Origin of the sequence: Nocardioides speluncae, assembly GCF_003121585.1 — a bacterium.
Lineage (GTDB): Bacteria > Actinomycetota > Actinomycetes > Propionibacteriales > Nocardioidaceae > Nocardioides > Nocardioides speluncae.
The window spans coordinates 224,565-240,744 of sequence record NZ_QEOO01000042.1 but is presented as its reverse complement, the minus strand read 5'-3'; the positions used below and the strand labels follow the sequence as shown (position 1 = coordinate 240,744).

General features: G+C 69.9%; 19 protein-coding genes and 1 pseudogene. 8 read left to right on the top strand and 12 right to left on the bottom strand.

From position 1 onward, the window contains the following. Nucleotides 1–199 precede the first annotated feature (199 nt). Entirely contained in the window at nucleotides 200–673 is a 474-nt protein-coding gene (locus DDV73_RS23955; RefSeq protein ID WP_206051067.1) for a DUF2269 domain-containing protein, read from the bottom strand. A 38-nt stretch (nucleotides 674–711) separates the two neighbouring features. Continuing rightward, entirely contained in the window at nucleotides 712–858 is a 147-nt protein-coding gene (locus DDV73_RS28120; RefSeq protein WP_154402885.1) for a hypothetical protein, read from the bottom strand. 123 nt (nucleotides 859–981) lie between these two features. Between DDV73_RS28120 and DDV73_RS23950 the strand changes: the two genes are divergently transcribed. The 3 genes and pseudogenes from DDV73_RS23950 to DDV73_RS23945 all read left to right on the top strand — a co-directional run bounded on the left by DDV73_RS23950 (nucleotide 982) and on the right by DDV73_RS23945 (nucleotide 3,717). Continuing rightward, nucleotides 982–1,593: a TetR/AcrR family transcriptional regulator gene (locus tag DDV73_RS23950; protein WP_109509779.1), complete on the top strand. Its 612-nt coding sequence runs from the start codon at nucleotides 982–984 to the stop codon at nucleotides 1,591–1,593. A 174-nt stretch (nucleotides 1,594–1,767) separates the two neighbouring features. Continuing rightward, a pseudogene (locus DDV73_RS29780) lies at nucleotides 1,768–2,094 on the top strand (copper resistance CopC family protein); the annotation flags it as partial. Nucleotides 2,095–2,280: 186 nt separating this feature from the next. After that, on the top strand, nucleotides 2,281–3,717 hold the full coding sequence (locus DDV73_RS23945) for a CopD family protein (RefSeq protein WP_240617444.1): 1,437 nt from the start codon (nucleotides 2,281–2,283) through the stop codon (nucleotides 3,715–3,717). A gap of 109 nt (nucleotides 3,718–3,826) precedes the next feature. On the opposite strand, the gene DDV73_RS23940 is transcribed toward DDV73_RS23945, so the two are convergent. Beyond that, a complete protein-coding gene (locus tag DDV73_RS23940) occupies nucleotides 3,827–4,684 on the bottom strand; it encodes a F510_1955 family glycosylhydrolase (protein ID WP_154402884.1) in 858 nt (285 codons plus the stop codon). Between the two features lie 191 nt (nucleotides 4,685–4,875). On the opposite strand from DDV73_RS23940, the gene DDV73_RS23935 reads away from it, so the two are divergent. After that, the gene (locus DDV73_RS23935) at nucleotides 4,876–5,070 is read left to right on the top strand and encodes a hypothetical protein (protein WP_109509776.1); all 195 of its coding nucleotides are present in this window, start codon (nucleotides 4,876–4,878) and stop codon (nucleotides 5,068–5,070) included. A gap of 39 nt (nucleotides 5,071–5,109) precedes the next feature. On the opposite strand, the gene DDV73_RS23930 is transcribed toward DDV73_RS23935, so the two are convergent. Both DDV73_RS23930 and DDV73_RS23925 read right to left on the bottom strand, forming a co-directional pair. After that, the gene (locus DDV73_RS23930; RefSeq protein ID WP_109509775.1) at nucleotides 5,110–6,120 is read right to left on the bottom strand and encodes a M56 family metallopeptidase; all 1,011 of its coding nucleotides are present in this window, start codon (nucleotides 6,118–6,120) and stop codon (nucleotides 5,110–5,112) included. Then, complete coding sequence (locus DDV73_RS23925) at nucleotides 6,117–6,488, bottom strand: BlaI/MecI/CopY family transcriptional regulator (protein WP_109509774.1); 372 nt, start codon at nucleotides 6,486–6,488, stop codon at nucleotides 6,117–6,119. Before DDV73_RS23925 ends, DDV73_RS23930 begins: the two co-directional genes overlap by 4 nt. A 101-nt stretch (nucleotides 6,489–6,589) precedes the next feature. Here DDV73_RS23925 and DDV73_RS23920 point away from each other — a divergent pair, with 101 nt between their 5' ends. Then, the gene (locus DDV73_RS23920) at nucleotides 6,590–7,069 is read left to right on the top strand and encodes a DUF2752 domain-containing protein (protein ID WP_161962524.1); all 480 of its coding nucleotides are present in this window, start codon (nucleotides 6,590–6,592) and stop codon (nucleotides 7,067–7,069) included. 60 nt (nucleotides 7,070–7,129) lie between these two features. Here DDV73_RS23920 and DDV73_RS23915 read toward each other — a convergent pair whose 3' ends face one another. The 4 genes from DDV73_RS23915 to DDV73_RS23900 all read right to left on the bottom strand — a co-directional run bounded on the left by DDV73_RS23915 (nucleotide 7,130) and on the right by DDV73_RS23900 (nucleotide 9,989). Beyond that, nucleotides 7,130–7,354 (bottom strand): heavy-metal-associated domain-containing protein, encoded by a 225-nt coding sequence (locus DDV73_RS23915; protein WP_109509773.1) that lies wholly within the window; start codon nucleotides 7,352–7,354, stop codon nucleotides 7,130–7,132. Between the two features lie 9 nt (nucleotides 7,355–7,363). Continuing rightward, entirely contained in the window at nucleotides 7,364–8,467 is a 1,104-nt protein-coding gene (locus tag DDV73_RS23910) for a sulfite exporter TauE/SafE family protein (protein ID WP_109509772.1), read from the bottom strand. Between the two features lie 414 nt (nucleotides 8,468–8,881). Next, nucleotides 8,882–9,652 carry a hypothetical protein gene (locus DDV73_RS23905; RefSeq protein ID WP_109509771.1) on the bottom strand — a complete coding sequence of 257 codons (771 nt, stop codon included), beginning with the start codon at nucleotides 9,650–9,652 and terminating at the stop codon, nucleotides 8,882–8,884. A 7-nt stretch (nucleotides 9,653–9,659) separates the two neighbouring features. Further along, the gene (locus tag DDV73_RS23900; RefSeq protein WP_109509770.1) at nucleotides 9,660–9,989 is read right to left on the bottom strand and encodes a PepSY domain-containing protein; all 330 of its coding nucleotides are present in this window, start codon (nucleotides 9,987–9,989) and stop codon (nucleotides 9,660–9,662) included. A 78-nt stretch (nucleotides 9,990–10,067) separates the two neighbouring features. On the opposite strand from DDV73_RS23900, the gene DDV73_RS23895 reads away from it, so the two are divergent. Together DDV73_RS23895 and DDV73_RS23890 are read left to right on the top strand one after the other, a co-directional pair. After that, the gene (locus DDV73_RS23895) at nucleotides 10,068–10,745 is read left to right on the top strand and encodes a response regulator transcription factor (protein ID WP_109509769.1); all 678 of its coding nucleotides are present in this window, start codon (nucleotides 10,068–10,070) and stop codon (nucleotides 10,743–10,745) included. Then, complete coding sequence (locus DDV73_RS23890; protein WP_109509768.1) at nucleotides 10,742–12,052, top strand: ATP-binding protein; 1,311 nt, start codon at nucleotides 10,742–10,744, stop codon at nucleotides 12,050–12,052. Before DDV73_RS23895 ends, DDV73_RS23890 begins: the two co-directional genes overlap by 4 nt. On the opposite strand, the gene DDV73_RS23885 is transcribed toward DDV73_RS23890, so the two are convergent. Then, the gene (locus DDV73_RS23885) at nucleotides 12,049–12,627 is read right to left on the bottom strand and encodes a TetR-like C-terminal domain-containing protein (RefSeq protein WP_206051066.1); all 579 of its coding nucleotides are present in this window, start codon (nucleotides 12,625–12,627) and stop codon (nucleotides 12,049–12,051) included. The genes DDV73_RS23890 and DDV73_RS23885 overlap by 4 nt on opposite strands. A 69-nt stretch (nucleotides 12,628–12,696) precedes the next feature. Here DDV73_RS23885 and DDV73_RS23880 point away from each other — a divergent pair, with 69 nt between their 5' ends. After that, complete coding sequence (locus DDV73_RS23880) at nucleotides 12,697–13,437, top strand: hypothetical protein (protein ID WP_109509766.1); 741 nt, start codon at nucleotides 12,697–12,699, stop codon at nucleotides 13,435–13,437. 290 nt (nucleotides 13,438–13,727) lie between these two features. Here DDV73_RS23880 and DDV73_RS23875 read toward each other — a convergent pair whose 3' ends face one another. Together DDV73_RS23875 and DDV73_RS23870 are read right to left on the bottom strand one after the other, a co-directional pair. Then, the gene (locus DDV73_RS23875; RefSeq protein ID WP_109509765.1) at nucleotides 13,728–14,399 is read right to left on the bottom strand and encodes a hypothetical protein; all 672 of its coding nucleotides are present in this window, start codon (nucleotides 14,397–14,399) and stop codon (nucleotides 13,728–13,730) included. 98 nt (nucleotides 14,400–14,497) lie between these two features. Next, entirely contained in the window at nucleotides 14,498–16,018 is a 1,521-nt protein-coding gene (locus tag DDV73_RS23870; protein ID WP_109509764.1) for a substrate-binding and VWA domain-containing protein, read from the bottom strand. Nucleotides 16,019–16,180: the final 162 nt, after the last annotated feature.

The window sequence follows — 16,180 nt, the reverse complement described above, 5'->3', positions numbered from 1 at the left end:
CGCCCTGCCACTGGCCGCCGCCGGCCTCCTCAACCCGATGCTGGCCGGTGCCGCAATGGCACTCTCCTCGGTGTTCGTGGTCAGCAACAGCCTGCTGCTGCGCGGCTTCAAGCCACTGACCGAGACGCTCGCCGACCGGCACGACCGACAGAACTAGACCACGCGATCTCAGCCTGGATCCGGGCTCAGGCGTGGGGTGTCACATCCGCGAAGCGTTCGCGCGCTGATTCCCGGCGCGTCGCCAGCCGTATCGCGTCAGCCCACGGGGCTTGTAGATGTTCAGTGCGAGCGGCACCAGCAGCACGAGTGCCCCGCCGACCGAGTGGAACAGATCGCCACGGAGGTGGGTGATGTCAACCCGTGGATCAGCGGCCGCAGCGGCCATGTCCTCGACCGTGGGTAGGTGCAGCACGAGGACCACGAAAGCGATGATGGTCAGGACGAGGCTGATGGTCACCCAATAGTGGCGGAACAACCCCCACGGGGTGCCGAGCGCTTGGACGATGCCGGTCGCCAGTGTGGCGGCCGCCAAGGGGATCAGGGCGTAGCGCATGACGACGTCCATCATCAGATAGGCGGCCCTGACGGTCTGTTCGTCATCGCCGGCGAGGGCCGGAACGTTGAGGGCGATGTACGCCGCGATCGCGCCCAGCCAGCCGACGGAGGCGGTCACATGGACCGTCAGCATCAGCTTCCGGATCCCGGGCGACATCATCGGCCGTGCATCCCCGGCCCGTGCTCGACACCGACGAGCAGCATCGCCAGCACCAACACGACGACGGCGATGACCACGCCGATGGCCAGCAGCTTCACCCACGGGGGGAGCCCCGGCGGGCGGTCGGGTGTCTGAGTGTCCATCGGATCAGGCGCACTGCCAGTCATTGCTGCCTCCCGGGTTGCCCCTCATGTCGAGCGTACGAGACAAAGTGTATTGCATAAGGGCAATGTGTCTACAGCGGCGACAAGATGTAGGATCAGTTTGTGCCGAAGCTGTGGGACGAGTCGATCGACGGTCATCGTCGAGCGGTCCGCCAGGCCATCACCGAGGCAGCCTGGCAGTTGGCCGAAGAGCGTGGCCCCCTCGCGCTGACCATGTCCCACGTGGCAAACGCCGCCGGCATCGGCAGGGCCACCCTCTACAAGTACTTCACCGATGTGGAGTCGATCCTGCTCGCGCATCACGCGCAGCATGTCGAGGGCCATCTGCAGACTATCGAGGGGTTGCGTACCGGCCCCGGCGCGGTGGGCACCCGGCTCGTCGCGGTCATCCGCGCCTACGCGACGATCTGTTTCCACCGCAAGCGCCACTCCTCCACCGATGTCAGCGCGCTCGTGCATCGCGGTTCCGAGGTGGCCGATGCTGAACGCCGCCTACGCAGCGAGTTTGCCGCGGTGATCGAGGAAGCCGCCGCGGACGGCCTGGTGCGGACGGATGTGAGTCCGGAGGAACTCGCTGCTTACTGCCTGCATGCACTGTCGGCGGCCGGCCAGGCTGCGGACCTCGATCACGTGGGACGCCTGGTTCACGTGGTTCTGGACGGACTCGGTCTGTCCTCGACTGCCCTGGAGCGCGAGGACGGGGCTGGGGCGTAGTCACGATCGACCGGGTTCGGTCTCAGCCGTCAATCGTCTACGATCCTGCTTCGTAGATACGGTGGAGGAGCCCGTCCAGTGATTCGTCGACTCGTGCCTTCCTCCTCGCCTGCCTTGTTGCCTGCGCGTCGGGCGCGAGGTGTCCTCGGGGCTTGTCGCTGGCTGGCCGCGCTGATGCTCGCTTTCGCGATCACGATGCTCGTTCCGGTCTCGCCGGCTGCGGCGCACGCGACACTGTTGTTCACGAGCCCGGCGGTGGACGGCGCGGTGCCCGAGTCGCCGCGGGTTGTCCAGTTGGTCTTCGATCAGCCTGTCGAGGCGTCCCGGTCGTCTCTACGGGTCGTGTCCAGCCAGGGCGAGGTGGCGCGTGTCGGGCGGGTGCAAACGGCTGGGGAGTCGAGCGTGCTGCGGGCCCGGGTGATGGAGCGTCTTGCGCCGGGTGCGTATCGCGTGCAGTGGCAGGTGGTGGCCAGCGATGGCGACACGATGGTCGGCGACTTTCGGTTCGTTGTCGGTTCGGACGCTGGGCTGGCTTCCGAGGGAGGTGGCACGGCGATCCGAGGCGGCTGGGCCGTGGGCGCCTTCCGCTGGTTGCTCGTCCTGGGTTTGGCACTGTGCCTGGGTGGTCTGGCCGGGGCCAGGATCGTACGGCGCACCTCCTCAGCGGTAGGCCTACCGCGGCCCTTGGTGAAGTCCGGCGCCGGCGTCGGCCTCGTCGCTGCCCTGGGTCTCGCTGCGCTCGTGGCCGGCGCGGGCTCACTCAAGGCCGGTATTGCCCCGGCCTCAGTTGCCGGACTTGTCGAGTCGGCGCCCGGCCTCGTCGCGCTCGTGCAGACCGCCGCGTTCGCGTCGGCGCTGGGGGCGTTCGCTGTCGGGTGGGGGCGCGCCGGTGGTGTGGTTCTTCTGGCGGTGCCGGTGGCCGAGGGAATTCGCGGGCATCCGCAGGCGCAGGCCGGCGCGCTCGGTGTCGTGCTGGTCGCGGTTCATCTTGCCGTGGTGGCGGTATGGATTGGTGCCCTGCTCCACGTGATCCGGGTATCGATCGCGCTGCGCCGCCGACAGGTTCCGTCCGCCCCGGTGGTCGGTGGGTACGCGCGGATGGCCCTGGGCTTGTTCCTGGTCGTGTTCGCGACCGGGACCGTGGCTGCATTGGTCGTCCTCCCGCTCGACGACCTGAGCGGGGCGCTGCTCGACACGACGTACGGCCGGTGGCTCCTGGTCAAGGTCGGGCTAGTAGCAGCCGTCGTCGTACTTGCCGGGTGGGCGCGTCGCCATCTTCGGAGACCCGATGCTGCCCAGCCTGCGTCTTCAGCACGAGGCGAGCTGGCCGTGCTCGCGGCCGTCACGGCTGTGTCCAGTGCGCTGACCGTGCTCGCGCCGTCGGCGTCGGCCGACCTCACGTTGGCCTTCCCGCCGCCGGACGCCGGTCCGGCGATTGCGCTCGGGGCGCGTGCCGGTTACGTGGGCATCGGGGTCTCCGCGAGCCAGGGTCAGGTGGTCGTGAGGCTCGCGACCCCAAACACCGCCGACACCAAGGAGCGCAGCCAGGACGCCATTGACCTGACCGGCAACCTCACCGGGGACGATAGAGATGCGCAGGAGCTGGAGTTCCGCCGCTGCGGGCTCGGATGCTTCGCCGCACCAGCCTCGTGGGTCAAGGGCGAGAACGTAGTGACCCTCCGGGTGGAGGACGAGCAGTGGGACGGCGGCCGCGCCGCCGTGCAGGTGGCCTGGCCGCCGCGCCCGGAGGATCAGCGGCTGGCTGCCGTGGTCGCCAAGATGCGGAAGGTGAAGCACTTCACGCTCCATGAGCAGACCACCAGCGACACCGCGACAGGTCTGGGCCCGCGGAAGCGGCTTCGCCTCACCGGTGAGGAGTACCTGGCTGTCGGCCCCTTCGGATCCGGACGGGCGGCGACGGTGACGCACTACCAGGTGCACCGCGGTGGCGAGGTCACCCTCGCGCTCGGATACCCGGCCGAGAGCATCTACGTGCTGCTGACCGTCGACCGACACAACCGGATCAAGCGCGAGGTACTCACCAGCGGTCGACACCTGATCACCCGGAGGCTCACCTACGACGGGCCGGACTCCCATGAGGGGCACCACCACGAACCGGATTGATGCGTGCCCGCAGCGGTACCGGTCGAGTTCGGGTGCCGACGTCTGCCGCGAGCACCCAATGCGTGACAACTCCGAGGGCCGGTGCGGCTGCGTCGGCGCGATCACGCGATCACTCTTCAAGCGTGGGACCGAACGTGCGACCGCCGTCGGTGGACAACAGGACGGCGCCGTTCGCAGCGGCGTATATCTCGTCGGACGACTGAACGGTGAGCGCCTCGGGCTGCCCACCCAGACTTCCACGTTCGCTCCACTCGCCGGTCGGGTCGTCCGCGGCGTACACAACACCCTCCGGTGTGACGCCGGCGAGCGTCCCGTCCTCGGCCCAGCCGACGAAGACCATCAGCGGTGCCGATGCAACGACCTCGAAGGCTCGCCCGCCGTCACTGCTGCGGGCCAGGCCCTCCTGTGTTGTCGCGATCAGGAGGTCGGCGTCGGTCGGGCTGACGGCGAAGTCGGCGATCGGGGCGCGGCTGAGTTCCTGCCACGACGTCATGTCCGTGCTGACCAGGAGCTGGCCGGTCACCGAGTTGAGCCCGTAGACGCGCCCGTGGCGGTACTCCAGGGAATGGAAGTCCGCCTCTCCGCTGAGTGAGAGGCCGTGCCAGGTCTGGCCGGCGTCGGTGCTCTCGATGAGTCCCAGCGACCCGGGGCCGTCCTGGCCCTCGCCGGGGTGGCCGCTGGCCAGGAAGTGCTCGGGTCCGGCGACTGTGAAGCCCATGAAGTCCTGCACCCGGTCCGCGACCCGGGTCGCGCTGCCGTCGGCGATCCGGAACAGGCCGTGGTGCGTTCCGGCGTACACCGCGCCATCGTGAGGGTCGACCCCGATCCCGTGGATGTGCCCCATCTCCGCGGTTGTCGCGCCGCCGGAACCAGTGCCGGGCTTGGGGTCGCTCCCGCCGGCTGAGCACCCGGCGGTCGCGGCGAGTGCGACGGCGGCCAGTGTCAGAGCGGGCGCTGACTTCTTCACGATCACAACCAGCACCTCTCGACGGGCGACGACCGACCCTATCTACTATAACGAATAGTAGATAGGTGAAGGAGTCCTACGCAGCTCGGCTCACCACGCCGGCGCGACCATTGATGGCGTTCTCGCCGAAGAACCTTGAAGACCGGTCTACTATGAACATTAGTAGGTAGTTTGCTCCGGAAGGACCGCCGATGCCTGACCTGATCTACCTAATCGCAGTCCTGGTCTGTCCCATCATGATGGGCGCGATGATGTTGGTGATGATGCGCGGCAACCACAACCACCATCCCCCGAGTGGATCCTCTGACGAGGTCGCTCGGCTGCGTGCCGAGGTGCAGCAGCTGCGCGCCGAGCGACCTGTCGACCAGGCGCCGAACGCCTCATAGCCAGGTCCTGCCGATCGCAGTGCCGAGCGCGGCACGTCGTCAGGCGAGTGCGATGGGGCAGATGTCCATGGCTGCCGCGCACAGCACGGGGGCCGTCGCGACCAGCAGCGGCCCCGCGAGGATGACGCCCACTCCGGCAGTGAGCAGCGTGGTGTGGGCGAGTCCCAGTCGCTCCGGCGGCCGACTGAGTCGCTGGACCCGGGCGAGAGCTGAGCCGCCGGCCGCGGAGAAGGCGGCTGCGGGGGTGGGCGTCTGCGCGGTGGCCAGGTTGACCACCGCGTCGGCCAGACGCCGACGCGCGGTGGTCTGCGCCGAGTGCCGGCGGGTCGTCAGTCGCACCGCCTCGTCGTCGGCCGCCATCTCCAACAGCAGTGGTACCTGGCCAGAGGCCAGCCGAAACAGCGGCACCCATCCGAACGAGGTGGTCAGCGCCGCCGTCAGCCGGGTCGCCAGGTGGTGTCGCTGGCGAAGGTGCGCCCGTTCGTGGGCGAGCAGCAGGTCCACCTGGTCATCGCCGAGCAGTTCCAGAGCGCCCCGGCTGATCACGATCGTGGCCCGGCCCCGTCGGCGGCCGGGTAGGCAGTACGCCGCAGGTCGGGCGTCGTCCAGCAGCACCAGCCTTTCCCGGTGGTCGCTCGGAAGCAGGTGACCCACCAGGGTCAGCCGGTCCAGCTGGTGACGCCTGCCGCGCTTGGCCTCCCGCGCAGCCGCCATCAGCCCGCGCAGTAGGCGGGTCCCGGCGGCCAGGGCGAGCAGGAGTCCGGCGGCACCCAGGAACGCCGGGCGCGGGGCCGCGAGCTCCGTGTGCAGGGCCATTGCGCAGCGGGCCAGGAAGTCGCTGAGGCCGCCGGTGATCACCTGCGGGAGCACCGGGAGCGCCAGCGCCAGTCCGCCCAGGACGACCGACGACACCACGCCGAAGCAGAGCGCATGCCACAGCGCAACGGCAAGCCGCGGCGCGTGCCCGGCCCACCGGGCCCGGGCCAGGGGGATGCCGGCGACGCTGCCCATCAGCGCGGCTACGGCGAACAGCGCCAGCGTGGTGGTCATGAGGGCTCTCGGCTGCCGAGCAGGGCACGCAACTGTGCGGCCTCCTCGGGTGTGAGCTGGTCGACGAAGTGCATCAACGCCGCACCGCGGTCACCTCCGTGGGTTAGGGCGTCCTCCATCACCTCGGCCGTGTGCTCGGCCCGGGTCTGCGAGGCCCGATAGACATACGCCCGGCCGGAGCGCTCCCGGACCACGAAGCTCTTGTGGAACAGATTGTCCATCACGGTCATCACCGTCGTGTAGGCCCGGTTGCGGCCGTCCGGGCCCGTCGTGGGAAGCGCCTCGAGCACCTGCCGTACCGATAGGGGTTCGGTCGATGCCCAGAGCTGCTCCATCACCAGCGCTTCCAGGTCACCCAGCTTCCGCATCCATCGCTCCCGCGCTTCGACTCGGCGTGCACCGCGACGCCCACCCATATCCTATGCGGCATAGTAGTTCACGCCATTCCGTACGACGCAAGGATCCCGCAATGCCGCCAGCACCGACCGCCTCCGGCGCGGGCCGGTTGCCGCTCATCCGGTTCCACATCGAGGGACGCGATCGGCACTGGTGGCTGACCGGCGGCGCGATGCTCGCGCTGGGCATTGCCGTCGCCATGGCCGTCCTCGGGCTGCCACCGGTCGACCTGCACGGCCCTCTGCACAAGGTCGGGATCATGGACCCCTTCTGCGGCGGCACCCGGGCCGCCCGCTACACCGCCCAGGGCGACCTCGCCGAGGCGTGGCGCTACAACCCGCTCAGCATCCTGGTCGTGTACGGCGCCGGGTTGGCCATCGGCCGTGCCGCCGTTGGAGTTGTCACCCAGCGGTGGCTGACCGTCACGATCGGATGGACCTCGCGGCGCCGCCACTGGGTCATCGCCGTGCTCGCCGTGCTCATGGTGATGCTGGAGATTCGTCAGCAGCTCCGCGCTGACCTGTTGATGGCCGGTACCAACACCTGGACATAGCCGCCGATGCAGCCAGCGAGGTGACGCGAGTTGCTCAGGTCAGGCGACCCGCGGCCGCAGTCATCGGTCGACGAGTGCACTGGTGTAGCCGGCTTCGGCGATGGCGGCGACCACGGCGTGAGGGCTGCAGGTGGTGGGGTCGTACTCGACGACGGTGCGGCGCTTGCGCAGCGAGGTGGTGGAGCGGTGGACACCGTCGAGGTCTTCGAGGGCCTCGTCGATCAACAGTGTGCACGAGGCGCAGTGCATGCCGTCGACGGTGAAGATCTGGCGGATGTGGGACATGGGAAGCTCCTAGTGGACGGTGAGGCGGCCGCTGACCATGCCCATGGAGCAGGAGTACTCGATCGTCCCCGGCTCCAGGACGCCCGCGTCGATGACGGTGTCGCCGTTCTCCGGGAGGATCTGCTCGACGTCGAAGGCCGGAATCACCAGTGCCCGTTCACAGCCCCGCGCGTCCTCGGAGCGGAAGATCAGCTGGGTGGGCACGCCCGCCTTGAGCAGAGCATTGCTGGGCGAGTAGTAGCCGGAGCTCACCGTGATCACGACGGTCTGGGTGCCGTCGGGGGCCGACTCGACGGTGGAGGCATCCGCCGGGGCCTGCTCGAACCCGAGGGTGACGGCGAGATTCTTGGCGGCCAGCGGTGACCCGAGCGCGGTCAGTCCGCCGTTCAGCGTGTACAGGCCCATCGCCAGCAGCACGATTCCAGTGGCGACCGCCAGGCGGTCCTTCCACGTCGTCACGGCCTTCAGCGCGGCGTACCCGATCAGTGTGAACAGGGGGCTGGTGCCGATGACGAACACAGCCATCGTGGCCGCGCCGTTCAGCCAGGAGCCCGAGGTGAGCGCCAGTGCCATCACCGACAGCGTCACCCCGCATGGGATCAGGACGGTGGCGAAGCCCAGGAGCGCCGGGGCGAAGGCCGCCTGCGAGCGGGCGCGGCCGCGCACCAGGCGGAGCCAGGAGGCCGGGGGAGCGATCACGAACCCCTTGAAGCCCGGCACCTCGAGCTGGGCCAGGCCGAAGAGCACGATGAGGATGCCGGCCGCCACCTGGGCAAGCGCGTGGGAGTGGGCCGACAGTTCCACCGCCGTACCGATCCCGCCGAGCATGGCGCCGAGGATCGTGTGCGAGACCAGCTTGCCGGCCAGAAAGCCGCCGACCGGGACCAGATCATCCACAAGTCGGTTCCGCGCACCTCTGGAGGGCGCATCGGGCAGGGTGAGGCCCGCGGCCCTATCGCCGGTCGAGCGGCCCTTCACCGACACCGTCCCGCGTGCGGTCGCGGAGGCCTGGTGCTGGCGCGCCACCAGTCCGGTCAGAAGTCCGCCCTGGACCGCGGCGCAGGAGACACCGCCCGCCAGCAGGCCGGTGAGGAGGATCGCCATCAGGTTCATCCGCGGACTCCGCTCGAGTGGTGGTGACACGGTTGGTGAACCATAGGCACGACGGGCTCCTCGGTGACACGGGTTTGGACTTGGCCGGCGGCCCGAGTCGCCCGCGAAGGAGATCGTACTACTACCCTACATAGTAGGGAGGCTGCCTCGACAAAGGGCCGAGACCTATCCGGCCGGCGCCCCTCGCACCGACAGGGATCACAGGAACTGACTCCGGGCGGCGCAAGACTTAACGCAGACGGATGGGATCTCAGGCGAGACCGTGTAGGACGCGACCGTCGAGCGGAACGCATCACAGCCGGTCAGGAGAGTTCCAGCAAGGGCCACGACCCCTCAGCTCCACGAGACTCTGGCGGCCCGTGTCTGCTGAAGCGCAGACCGGGCCGCCTCGTCATTTGTGCGAGAGCGAGCGGTTCAGTACGGCGTGCCGAGGGGCGCCGTGCCAGCGCTACGTGCCTCGGCCGGGGAGACCTTGGTGACCGACAGCAGCTCTTCGCGGCCGGCCGACTCCTTGTCGACGGTGAGGACCAGGCCGACGCCTTCGGCATAGAACTTGTGCTCAAGCACGTCGGGCTCGAGCGGGGTGGTGTCGGCGGTCTGCAGGAGCCCGTCGTACTCGCCGGCAGGCACTCGCGCCCGCTGCCCGAAGGCGAGCACCTCGCCGCGGTCCTCGGCCTCGCCCCGGTAGTACTCCTGTTGGTACTTCATGCCGACCTCCGGCGTGGCGGGCATGATCACCCCCGCCTCCGCGCCGTCGACCCCGGCCTCGAAGGAGCCGTCCCGATTGGCCAGCTCGCCGTCCTCGAACTCCGCGGTGTCCTCGCCGACGTACCAGACGGTTCCGTCGGCGTCCTGGGCGTACCAGTCGAGGGTGTCCTCGATGATCTCGCCGTCGAGGGTGACGGTGTCGCGGACGACGCGGGCGGTGACGCCGTTCGCGATCTCGCGGGTGACCGACGTGGCGGTGACGACGACGAGCACCTTCTCGCCGTCTTCGGTGGTCTCGCGGTAGGTCCAGCGGGTGCCCGGCTCGAGCGGGAACCACGGGTTGGTCACCTCGGAGCTGAACTCGGCGGGGTCGAGGCCTGCCGGCTCCTCAGTCGGCTCCTCGGCCGCTGGCTCGCTGCCGCAGCCGACGAGTACGGCGAGTACCGCGAGCAGCGCCGCGGCGGCCAGGACGCGCATCACAGGCTCAGTCGTCGGACGTGTCGTCGTCGCGTTCGGAGCCGACGACCTTGAAGCTCTCGTCGAGCTGGACGTCGACCTGGCTGCCGTCGTCGAGGGTCACCTCGACCTCGTACTTGCTCTCCTCGTCGTCAACCTCGGTTTCGGTGACCGTCCCGCCACCGGTCTCGGCGAGCGCTGCCCGCTCGGCCTGCTCGAGCTCTGATGCCGGGATGGGACGCTCGCTGGCGTCGTCGTCGCCCGCGAGGGCGAAGGCGCCACTCACGGCGCCTACGGTCAGTACGGCGGCGCTCGCGATCACGACGGCCGCCCGCTTCGATGTCGGTTTCAGGTTCATACCCCCAACGTAGGCCGACCAGATGAGGGATCGATGAGCCTCTCATCCGACGCTCATCGACCTCCCTAGCATGGACGGATGCGGGTGTTGCTGGTCGAGGACGAGGCGAAGCTCGCCGCCCTCGTTGCTCGCGGGCTCAGTGAGCACGGCGATGTGGTCGACGTGGTCGGCACCGGCGCCGAGGCGCTTGCGTCCGCGAGCGGCGGTGAGTACGACGTCGTCCTGCTCGACGTCCGGCTGCCGGATCTCGACGGCTTCCGGGTCTGCCGTCAGCTGCGGGCGGCGTTCGTCTGGACGCCGGTGCTGATGCTGACCGCCCGGACGGCGGTGGCCGACCGGATCACCGGCCTGGACAGCGGAGCCGACGACTACCTGGCCAAGCCGTTCGCCTTCCAGGAGCTGCTGGCCCGGATGCGGGCCCTGGCTCGTCGCGGCCCGGTGCCACGCCCAACCGATCTCGCGGTGGGCGACCTGCGCTTCGACCTGGCCGGACGGCGGGTCTGGCGGGGAGAGACCGAGATATCGCTGTCTGCGAAGGAGCTCGCGCTGCTGGAGGCGTTCATGCGTCGCCCGGGGCAGGTGCTGACCCGTGAGCTGCTGCTCGAACTGGCCTGGGGCGACGCTCACGAGGTCGCCTCGAACGTGGTCGACGTCTACGTGGGCTATCTGCGTGCCAAGCTCGACCGGCCCTTCGGCGTCACCAGCCTGCAAACGGTCCGCGGAGCCGGGTACCGGATCACCGGGGAGACGCCGTGATCTGGTGGTGGCCCTCTCGCTGGCCGCTGCGGGTCCGGGTCGCGCTGGCGTTCCTCGGTGCCACGATGGTGGCGCTGGCCGGGCTCGGGACGTTCGTACAGCTGCGCATGGCCGATGCACTCGACGAGCGGCTCCGGGACACGGTCGCCGTCGAGGCGGACCGGCTCGCGGCGCTGCCGGCCTCGGCCCGACTGGAGGCGGTACGTGCCCTCGGCGGCGAGGTGCACGCCCAGGTGCTCACCGGCCAGGGTGAGGTCGAGGCGTCCTCGCAGCTGGTCGCCGGACCGATCGTCGACCCGGTCGAGCCCGGCTACCGCGACAGCGTCATCGAGTTGTACGACGACGACGCGGCGCAGCGCGGGGACCGCGAGACCGAGCGCGAGGCCGCGCTGCTGCTGGTTCGGGCTACCGGTGACGGCTACCTGGTCGTCGGCACCTCGCGCGAGGACACCGACGAGGCGCGCGCGCAGCTGCGCGGTCAGCTGCTCGTCGGCGGACCGCTGGCGCTTCTGGTCGCCGGCGGCCTCGGGTACGTCGTCGCGGGCGTGGGGCTGCGCCCGGTCGAGCGGATCCGGGCTCGGGCCGCCACCATCTCCGGCCGCAGCGCGGGGGAGCGGCTCCCGCTGCCCGACGCCGACGACGAGCTGCGCCGGATGGCGGTGACGCTCAACGCGATGCTCGACCGGCTCGACGAGGGGCTCCTGAGGGAGAGGAGGTTCGCGGCAGAGGCAGGCCATGAGCTGCGCACGCCGCTGACGCTGATGCGCACCGAGATCGAGCTGGCACTGGCCCAGCCCAGAGCCCCCGAAGAGCTGACCAGGGCGCTCGGCTCCCTCCACGACGAGGTGTTGCGGCTGATCGCCCTGGCCGAGAACGTGCTGCAGCGCGCGGCGCCCGACCACGGCGGACTGCCGATCGAGGCCGGACCCGTCGATCTGTCCGCACTGGCCACCCGTATCGGCCGGCGCTTCCAGCCGGCGGCCGGCGAGCGCGCGATCACGGTCAGGGCACCGCGGCCCGTCGAGTTCCCCGGCGACGAGCTGCGCCTCGACCGGGCGCTGTCCAACCTCGTCGACAACGCACTCCGGCACGGCGCCGGCGAGGTCGAGATCGAGGTCCGAGACACCGGCGAGGGCGCGGTGGTCATGGTGACCGACGAGGGCGGCGGTTTCCCGCCGGACGATCCGCTCGGCGCGGGCCTCGGGCTGTCCATCGTCCGGGAGATCGCACAGGCACATGGCGGCCGGGTCGACGTACGCCGCGTCGATGGCCGCACCGGCGTACACCTTCACCTTGCGTCGCCCTAGGTCCGCAGGGCACGAGCCACGGACCGCTCGATCATCCGTTCGTCGAGCGGGCGGCCGGTGACCAGCAGCCGGAAGTACGCGACGCCGGCGAGATCCTCGATCAGCTCATAGGCGTCGGCGTCAGACGGGAGCTCGCCGCGCCGTACGGCGCGCTCGACAATGCCGGCGGCGCCGGCGAAGCGGGCCTCCCAGAAGCCGCGCCTGGCCTGCGCCAGCTCGTCGTCGGCCGGATCGAGGGAGGCGGCCGTGCGCAGGAGCCGCTGGATGTCGGCGCGGCCGATCAGCTCGACGATCTGGGTCAGGAACGCGCGAAGGTCGCCCGCCAGGGTGCCGGTGTCGGGCACCGGGTTCTCGAGCCGGGCGAGGTCGGCGAGGGCCTCGGCGGCCAGGTGCGCCTTGCTCGGCCAGCGCCGGTACACCGTCGTCTCGGCGACGCCCGCGGCCGCCGCGACCCGAGCGACGGTGAGGTGCTCGTAGCCCTCGTCCAGCAGTAGGTCGAGGGTGGCCCGGACGACGTTCTCCCGGTTGCGTGCCGTCCGGCCGCCGGGACGTCGCTGACCAGGCTCCTCGCTCATGGACACCTCCTCCTCAACCATGCTTAATGAAACTATACTTGCATTAACGAGATCGGTAGGAGCAGGTAGATGACCGGAGAACTCACCGTTCGCGCTGTTGTCGACGGTCGCGACGTGCCCCGCGACCAGACGCTGGCCTGGGAGGCCAGGCGGCTGCCGCGCGCGGCCAAGCGGATCCGGCTTGAGCCGCCGCCGGGCGAACTGCCCGACCAGCGGCTGGAGTTCGCCCGAGCGAAGGCCGACCTGGGTGCCGATGAGGTACGCCGCCGGCTGCGGCTGCCACTGCGGGCCTCCGAGGCCGCCACCCTCCCGGTCGTCGTGCTGTCGCGGCGCGGGCGCCGGTTCAGCGTCTGCGACCTGTACGTCACCGGCGGCGACGCCGCCGAGTTCGTGGCCTGGTTCAGCGACACCGGCCGCCCGGACTACGAGCTCAGCATGCTCGCCGCCAACCCCGACCACTTCCTGATCGCGACCGCGCCCGACGGCCGCCAGGAGGTCATCGAGACGACCGGCGGCAGCCCGCTGCCGGCGCGGTTCCTCATCGACTACGTCGACGTCGCCGACCTCGTCACGCCCGTCGACCCGGAGTTCCCGCTCGTGCTGGCCGGGGTGGCGCGCAGCCGGTCGGGCAGGGCGATCGGCGGGGTGCGGCACCAGTTCCGCCCGACCGACGACGGCTTCCATGCCCGGCTCGCGGTGGAGTTCCCGATCCTGACGCCGCCGTACCTGATCCAGCAGCACTGCCTCCATCTCGCCGTGGAGTTCACGAACTGGATCGAGGCCGCGTTCGCCGACCGAGGGCTGCACTAGTGGTCACCCCCGGAAGTTCATCGGGGTCTGAGCGGCCAGGGCACGCACATCGCTGCGTTGTCGTCGGTCGACGGGCCCCCGGCCCGCCTCCCTCCGACGCCTTGCGCTGCACGCACCCTGACCACTCAGACCCTCGAAGAACTTCCGGGGGGTGACCACTAGCCGCCGGTATGTCGTGGAGCGCGCTGGGTACCTACTTCACCAGGTGGTCACGTCGCTGCAGGGACGGGCGGCTGCCCAGGTCCTCGGGGTCCAGCAAAACGCCCCGGGGACCGAACTCTGCGAACGCTCTAGGACTCGCGCCAGACGACCGGATCGCCGTCGAAGGTGTCGTAGTCGGAGTCGTACGCCGAGAACTGGACGCCGTCGACCGAGTCACCGATTGGGGCCAGAGCAACCACGCAGGTCTCGAACGAGTCGCCGACCCGGGCGTCGGGACGGGCTGCCTTGGCCGGGCACGGCCCGAAGTCGCCGAAGCTGACCAGGCGGCCGGCGGTGGTGGTGCCGATCAGGCCGTCGAGGTTGGTGTTGACGCTCAGGCCGCTCAGGCCGTCTCCGGCCTGCGCCCGGATCTCGACCTCGGCGTGGATGTAGAACGGCGTGTACCGCTCGCCGTCGTCGACCTCGGCGTCGAGCAGGTCCTGGGTGTCGCCCTGCTCGATGCCGGTCACGGTGATCCGAATGGTTCCGGCGCCGTCGTCCCCGGCCGTCACCGGCACCTTGGCCGAGTCTCCGACCGACAGAGTGGCGCCGGGGTTGGTGAGCCGGACGGCGGTGTTTGACCGGCCGTCGGTGAGCCCGCTCCCGGTCGGCTCACCGGACGGGTCGTCGCCGGAGTCACGGGACTCGGAACTAGTGGTGACCGGGTCAGCCTCGACGGCGTCGTCGGTCGCCGCATCACATCCGCTCAAGGCGCACACGGACAGTGCCGCGGCGACCCCGAGCCCGAGACGGATACGCATCAAAATTGGCCCCTCACGAAGTGGGTACGACGGGTGGATGGGCCCGTCGTACCCACGCGTGCACTACTGCGAAACCCCTGACCTGGATGAGTTCTGCGTCAGGAGTCCCGGCCGCTGAGCGCGAGTGCGAAGTACTCGCCCATCTGGGCCGGGTCGAGGACCTCGTAGGCGTTGCCGCCGCCGGTCGTCGTCGCGATCTCCTTGAGCGCCTCGATGTCGGAGTCCTTGGTGAGGCCGAAGGCGTTGATCGAGATCGGCCGCGCCGGGTCGGAGAGCCGCCTGAGCTCGCTCAGCAGCTCCTCCTTCGAGATGCTGCCCGGGTCGTCGTTCTCACCGTCGGTGAAGATGATCACCGAGTTGACCGCGCGCGGGTTCCAGCTCGCCTGTGCCGTGCGGTAGGCGGCGAGGACCGTGTCGTAGAGACCGGTGCCGCCGGAGGTCATGCTCGGCAGCTTCCTCGCCTCGGCCAGGATGGCCTCGCGGTGGGTTCCGGAGCCGACCTTGGCGTCCAGCCGCCGGGTGGGTAGCAGCTCCCGGTAGTCGGCGGTGCCCTGCAGCTTCTCGGAGAACACCCAGACGCCGATGCCGGCCGCGTCGGGGAACAGGCTCAGGCCGCCTTCGACCGTGCTGGCCAGCAGCTCGATCCGGGTGCTGCTGCCGGACTGGTAGTCCATCGAGCCGGACACGTCGATCACGGCCAGGATCCAGCTGGGCCGCGCGAACGTTCCCCAGCTACGGAGCAGGGAGTTGAGGTCGTCGGCGTTCGGCAGCGCCAGCCGGGTGATGTCCTTGACGCCGTTCTCGATGAGCTCGCCGCTGGTCGATCGGAACTTCGCCTCGGCAAGCGCCTCCTTCATCTCCGACGACTTGAGCCGCTTGGTCAGGGCCTCGGTCGTGGCTTCGATGTCGGCGCGCCGGTCCTCGGACGTCGTCAGTAGGACCGGGTAGTCGAGGTAGGTGGTGCCGGTGGCGGGGACCGTCATCGTCAGCCCGGGCGCCCTGGTGAGTACGGCCTGCTCGCTGACCGTGGTCAGGCCCTGCTCGCCGGACTCCACGTCCTTGACTCGCGTCGAGTCGGTGGGGAGCTTGCCGGATCCTTCGGACTGCTCCTGGGCCAGCGGCACGATCAGCTGACTGGACTTCTCGAGGCCGGACTCGGCTCCGGTGCCGACAAGTGGGACCACGGCGGCGGTGCTGGTCAGCGGGTCGCCCATGATCAGGTTCGGGTCCTTCAGCAGGTCCGACCAGGTGCTGGGCGGGTTCCCGACCTTGGAGGCGATCACGATTGGCGACGACGCGACTGAGGTGAGCAGCCGCTTGGGCGGCACCGGCGCCAGCTCGGCGATGCGCGCCTCCCAGGCGGACGAGTCCGGGATCCAGACGTCGGGAGCACCCTTGCCGGCCGACACCTTCTGCGCGGTCTCGGCGGACGGAACCCCGATCACCTCGACGTTGTCGCAGCCGGACATCGCGCCCTGGACCACGTCGGCGATCTCGGGCGCGGCCTCGACGGTGACCGTCGGTCCACCGCAGCCAGTGGCACTGCTATCTTCTTCGTCGCCAGCCACGGACCGGATGACGTAGGCGCCGCCGGCCACCATGGCGATGACAGCGAGCACAGCGACGACCGGCCCCCACCGGACGCTCTGTCTCTCTTTGGCTGCCCTGTGCCGTCCAAGCGGCTCAGGGCTCGGGTCGTGCTTCGACAACTCCCCACCCCTTTGTTTGTCGTGCGCGCGGAGTCTATCCGGGGTTTGGTCCGCTGTCCCACTCTCTGAAAT

What these genes read in the sequence shown, in the direction of transcription:
- DDV73_RS28120 (WP_154402885.1), bottom strand. Translation starts at nt 858, where the DNA reads ATGGACACTCAGACACCCGACCGCCCGCCGGGGCTCCCCCCGTGGGTG.
- DDV73_RS23935 (WP_109509776.1), top strand. Translation starts at nt 4,876, where the DNA reads ATGCCTGACCTGATCTACCTAATCGCAGTCCTGGTCTGTCCCATCATG.
- DDV73_RS23930 (WP_109509775.1), bottom strand. Translation starts at nt 6,120, where the DNA reads ATGACCACCACGCTGGCGCTGTTCGCCGTAGCCGCGCTGATGGGCAGC.
- DDV73_RS23925 (WP_109509774.1), bottom strand. Translation starts at nt 6,488, where the DNA reads ATGCGGAAGCTGGGTGACCTGGAAGCGCTGGTGATGGAGCAGCTCTGG.
- DDV73_RS23920 (WP_161962524.1), top strand. Translation starts at nt 6,590, where the DNA reads ATGCCGCCAGCACCGACCGCCTCCGGCGCGGGCCGGTTGCCGCTCATC.
- DDV73_RS23915 (WP_109509773.1), bottom strand. Translation starts at nt 7,354, where the DNA reads ATGTCCCACATCCGCCAGATCTTCACCGTCGACGGCATGCACTGCGCC.
- DDV73_RS23910 (WP_109509772.1), bottom strand. Translation starts at nt 8,467, where the DNA reads ATGAACCTGATGGCGATCCTCCTCACCGGCCTGCTGGCGGGCGGTGTC.
- DDV73_RS23905 (WP_109509771.1), bottom strand. Translation starts at nt 9,652, where the DNA reads ATGCGCGTCCTGGCCGCCGCGGCGCTGCTCGCGGTACTCGCCGTACTC.
- DDV73_RS23900 (WP_109509770.1), bottom strand. Translation starts at nt 9,989, where the DNA reads ATGAACCTGAAACCGACATCGAAGCGGGCGGCCGTCGTGATCGCGAGC.
- DDV73_RS23895 (WP_109509769.1), top strand. Translation starts at nt 10,068, where the DNA reads ATGCGGGTGTTGCTGGTCGAGGACGAGGCGAAGCTCGCCGCCCTCGTT.
- DDV73_RS23885 (WP_206051066.1), bottom strand. Translation starts at nt 12,627, where the DNA reads ATGAGCGAGGAGCCTGGTCAGCGACGTCCCGGCGGCCGGACGGCACGC.
- DDV73_RS23880 (WP_109509766.1), top strand. Translation starts at nt 12,697, where the DNA reads ATGACCGGAGAACTCACCGTTCGCGCTGTTGTCGACGGTCGCGACGTG.
- DDV73_RS23875 (WP_109509765.1), bottom strand. Translation starts at nt 14,399, where the DNA reads ATGCGTATCCGTCTCGGGCTCGGGGTCGCCGCGGCACTGTCCGTGTGC.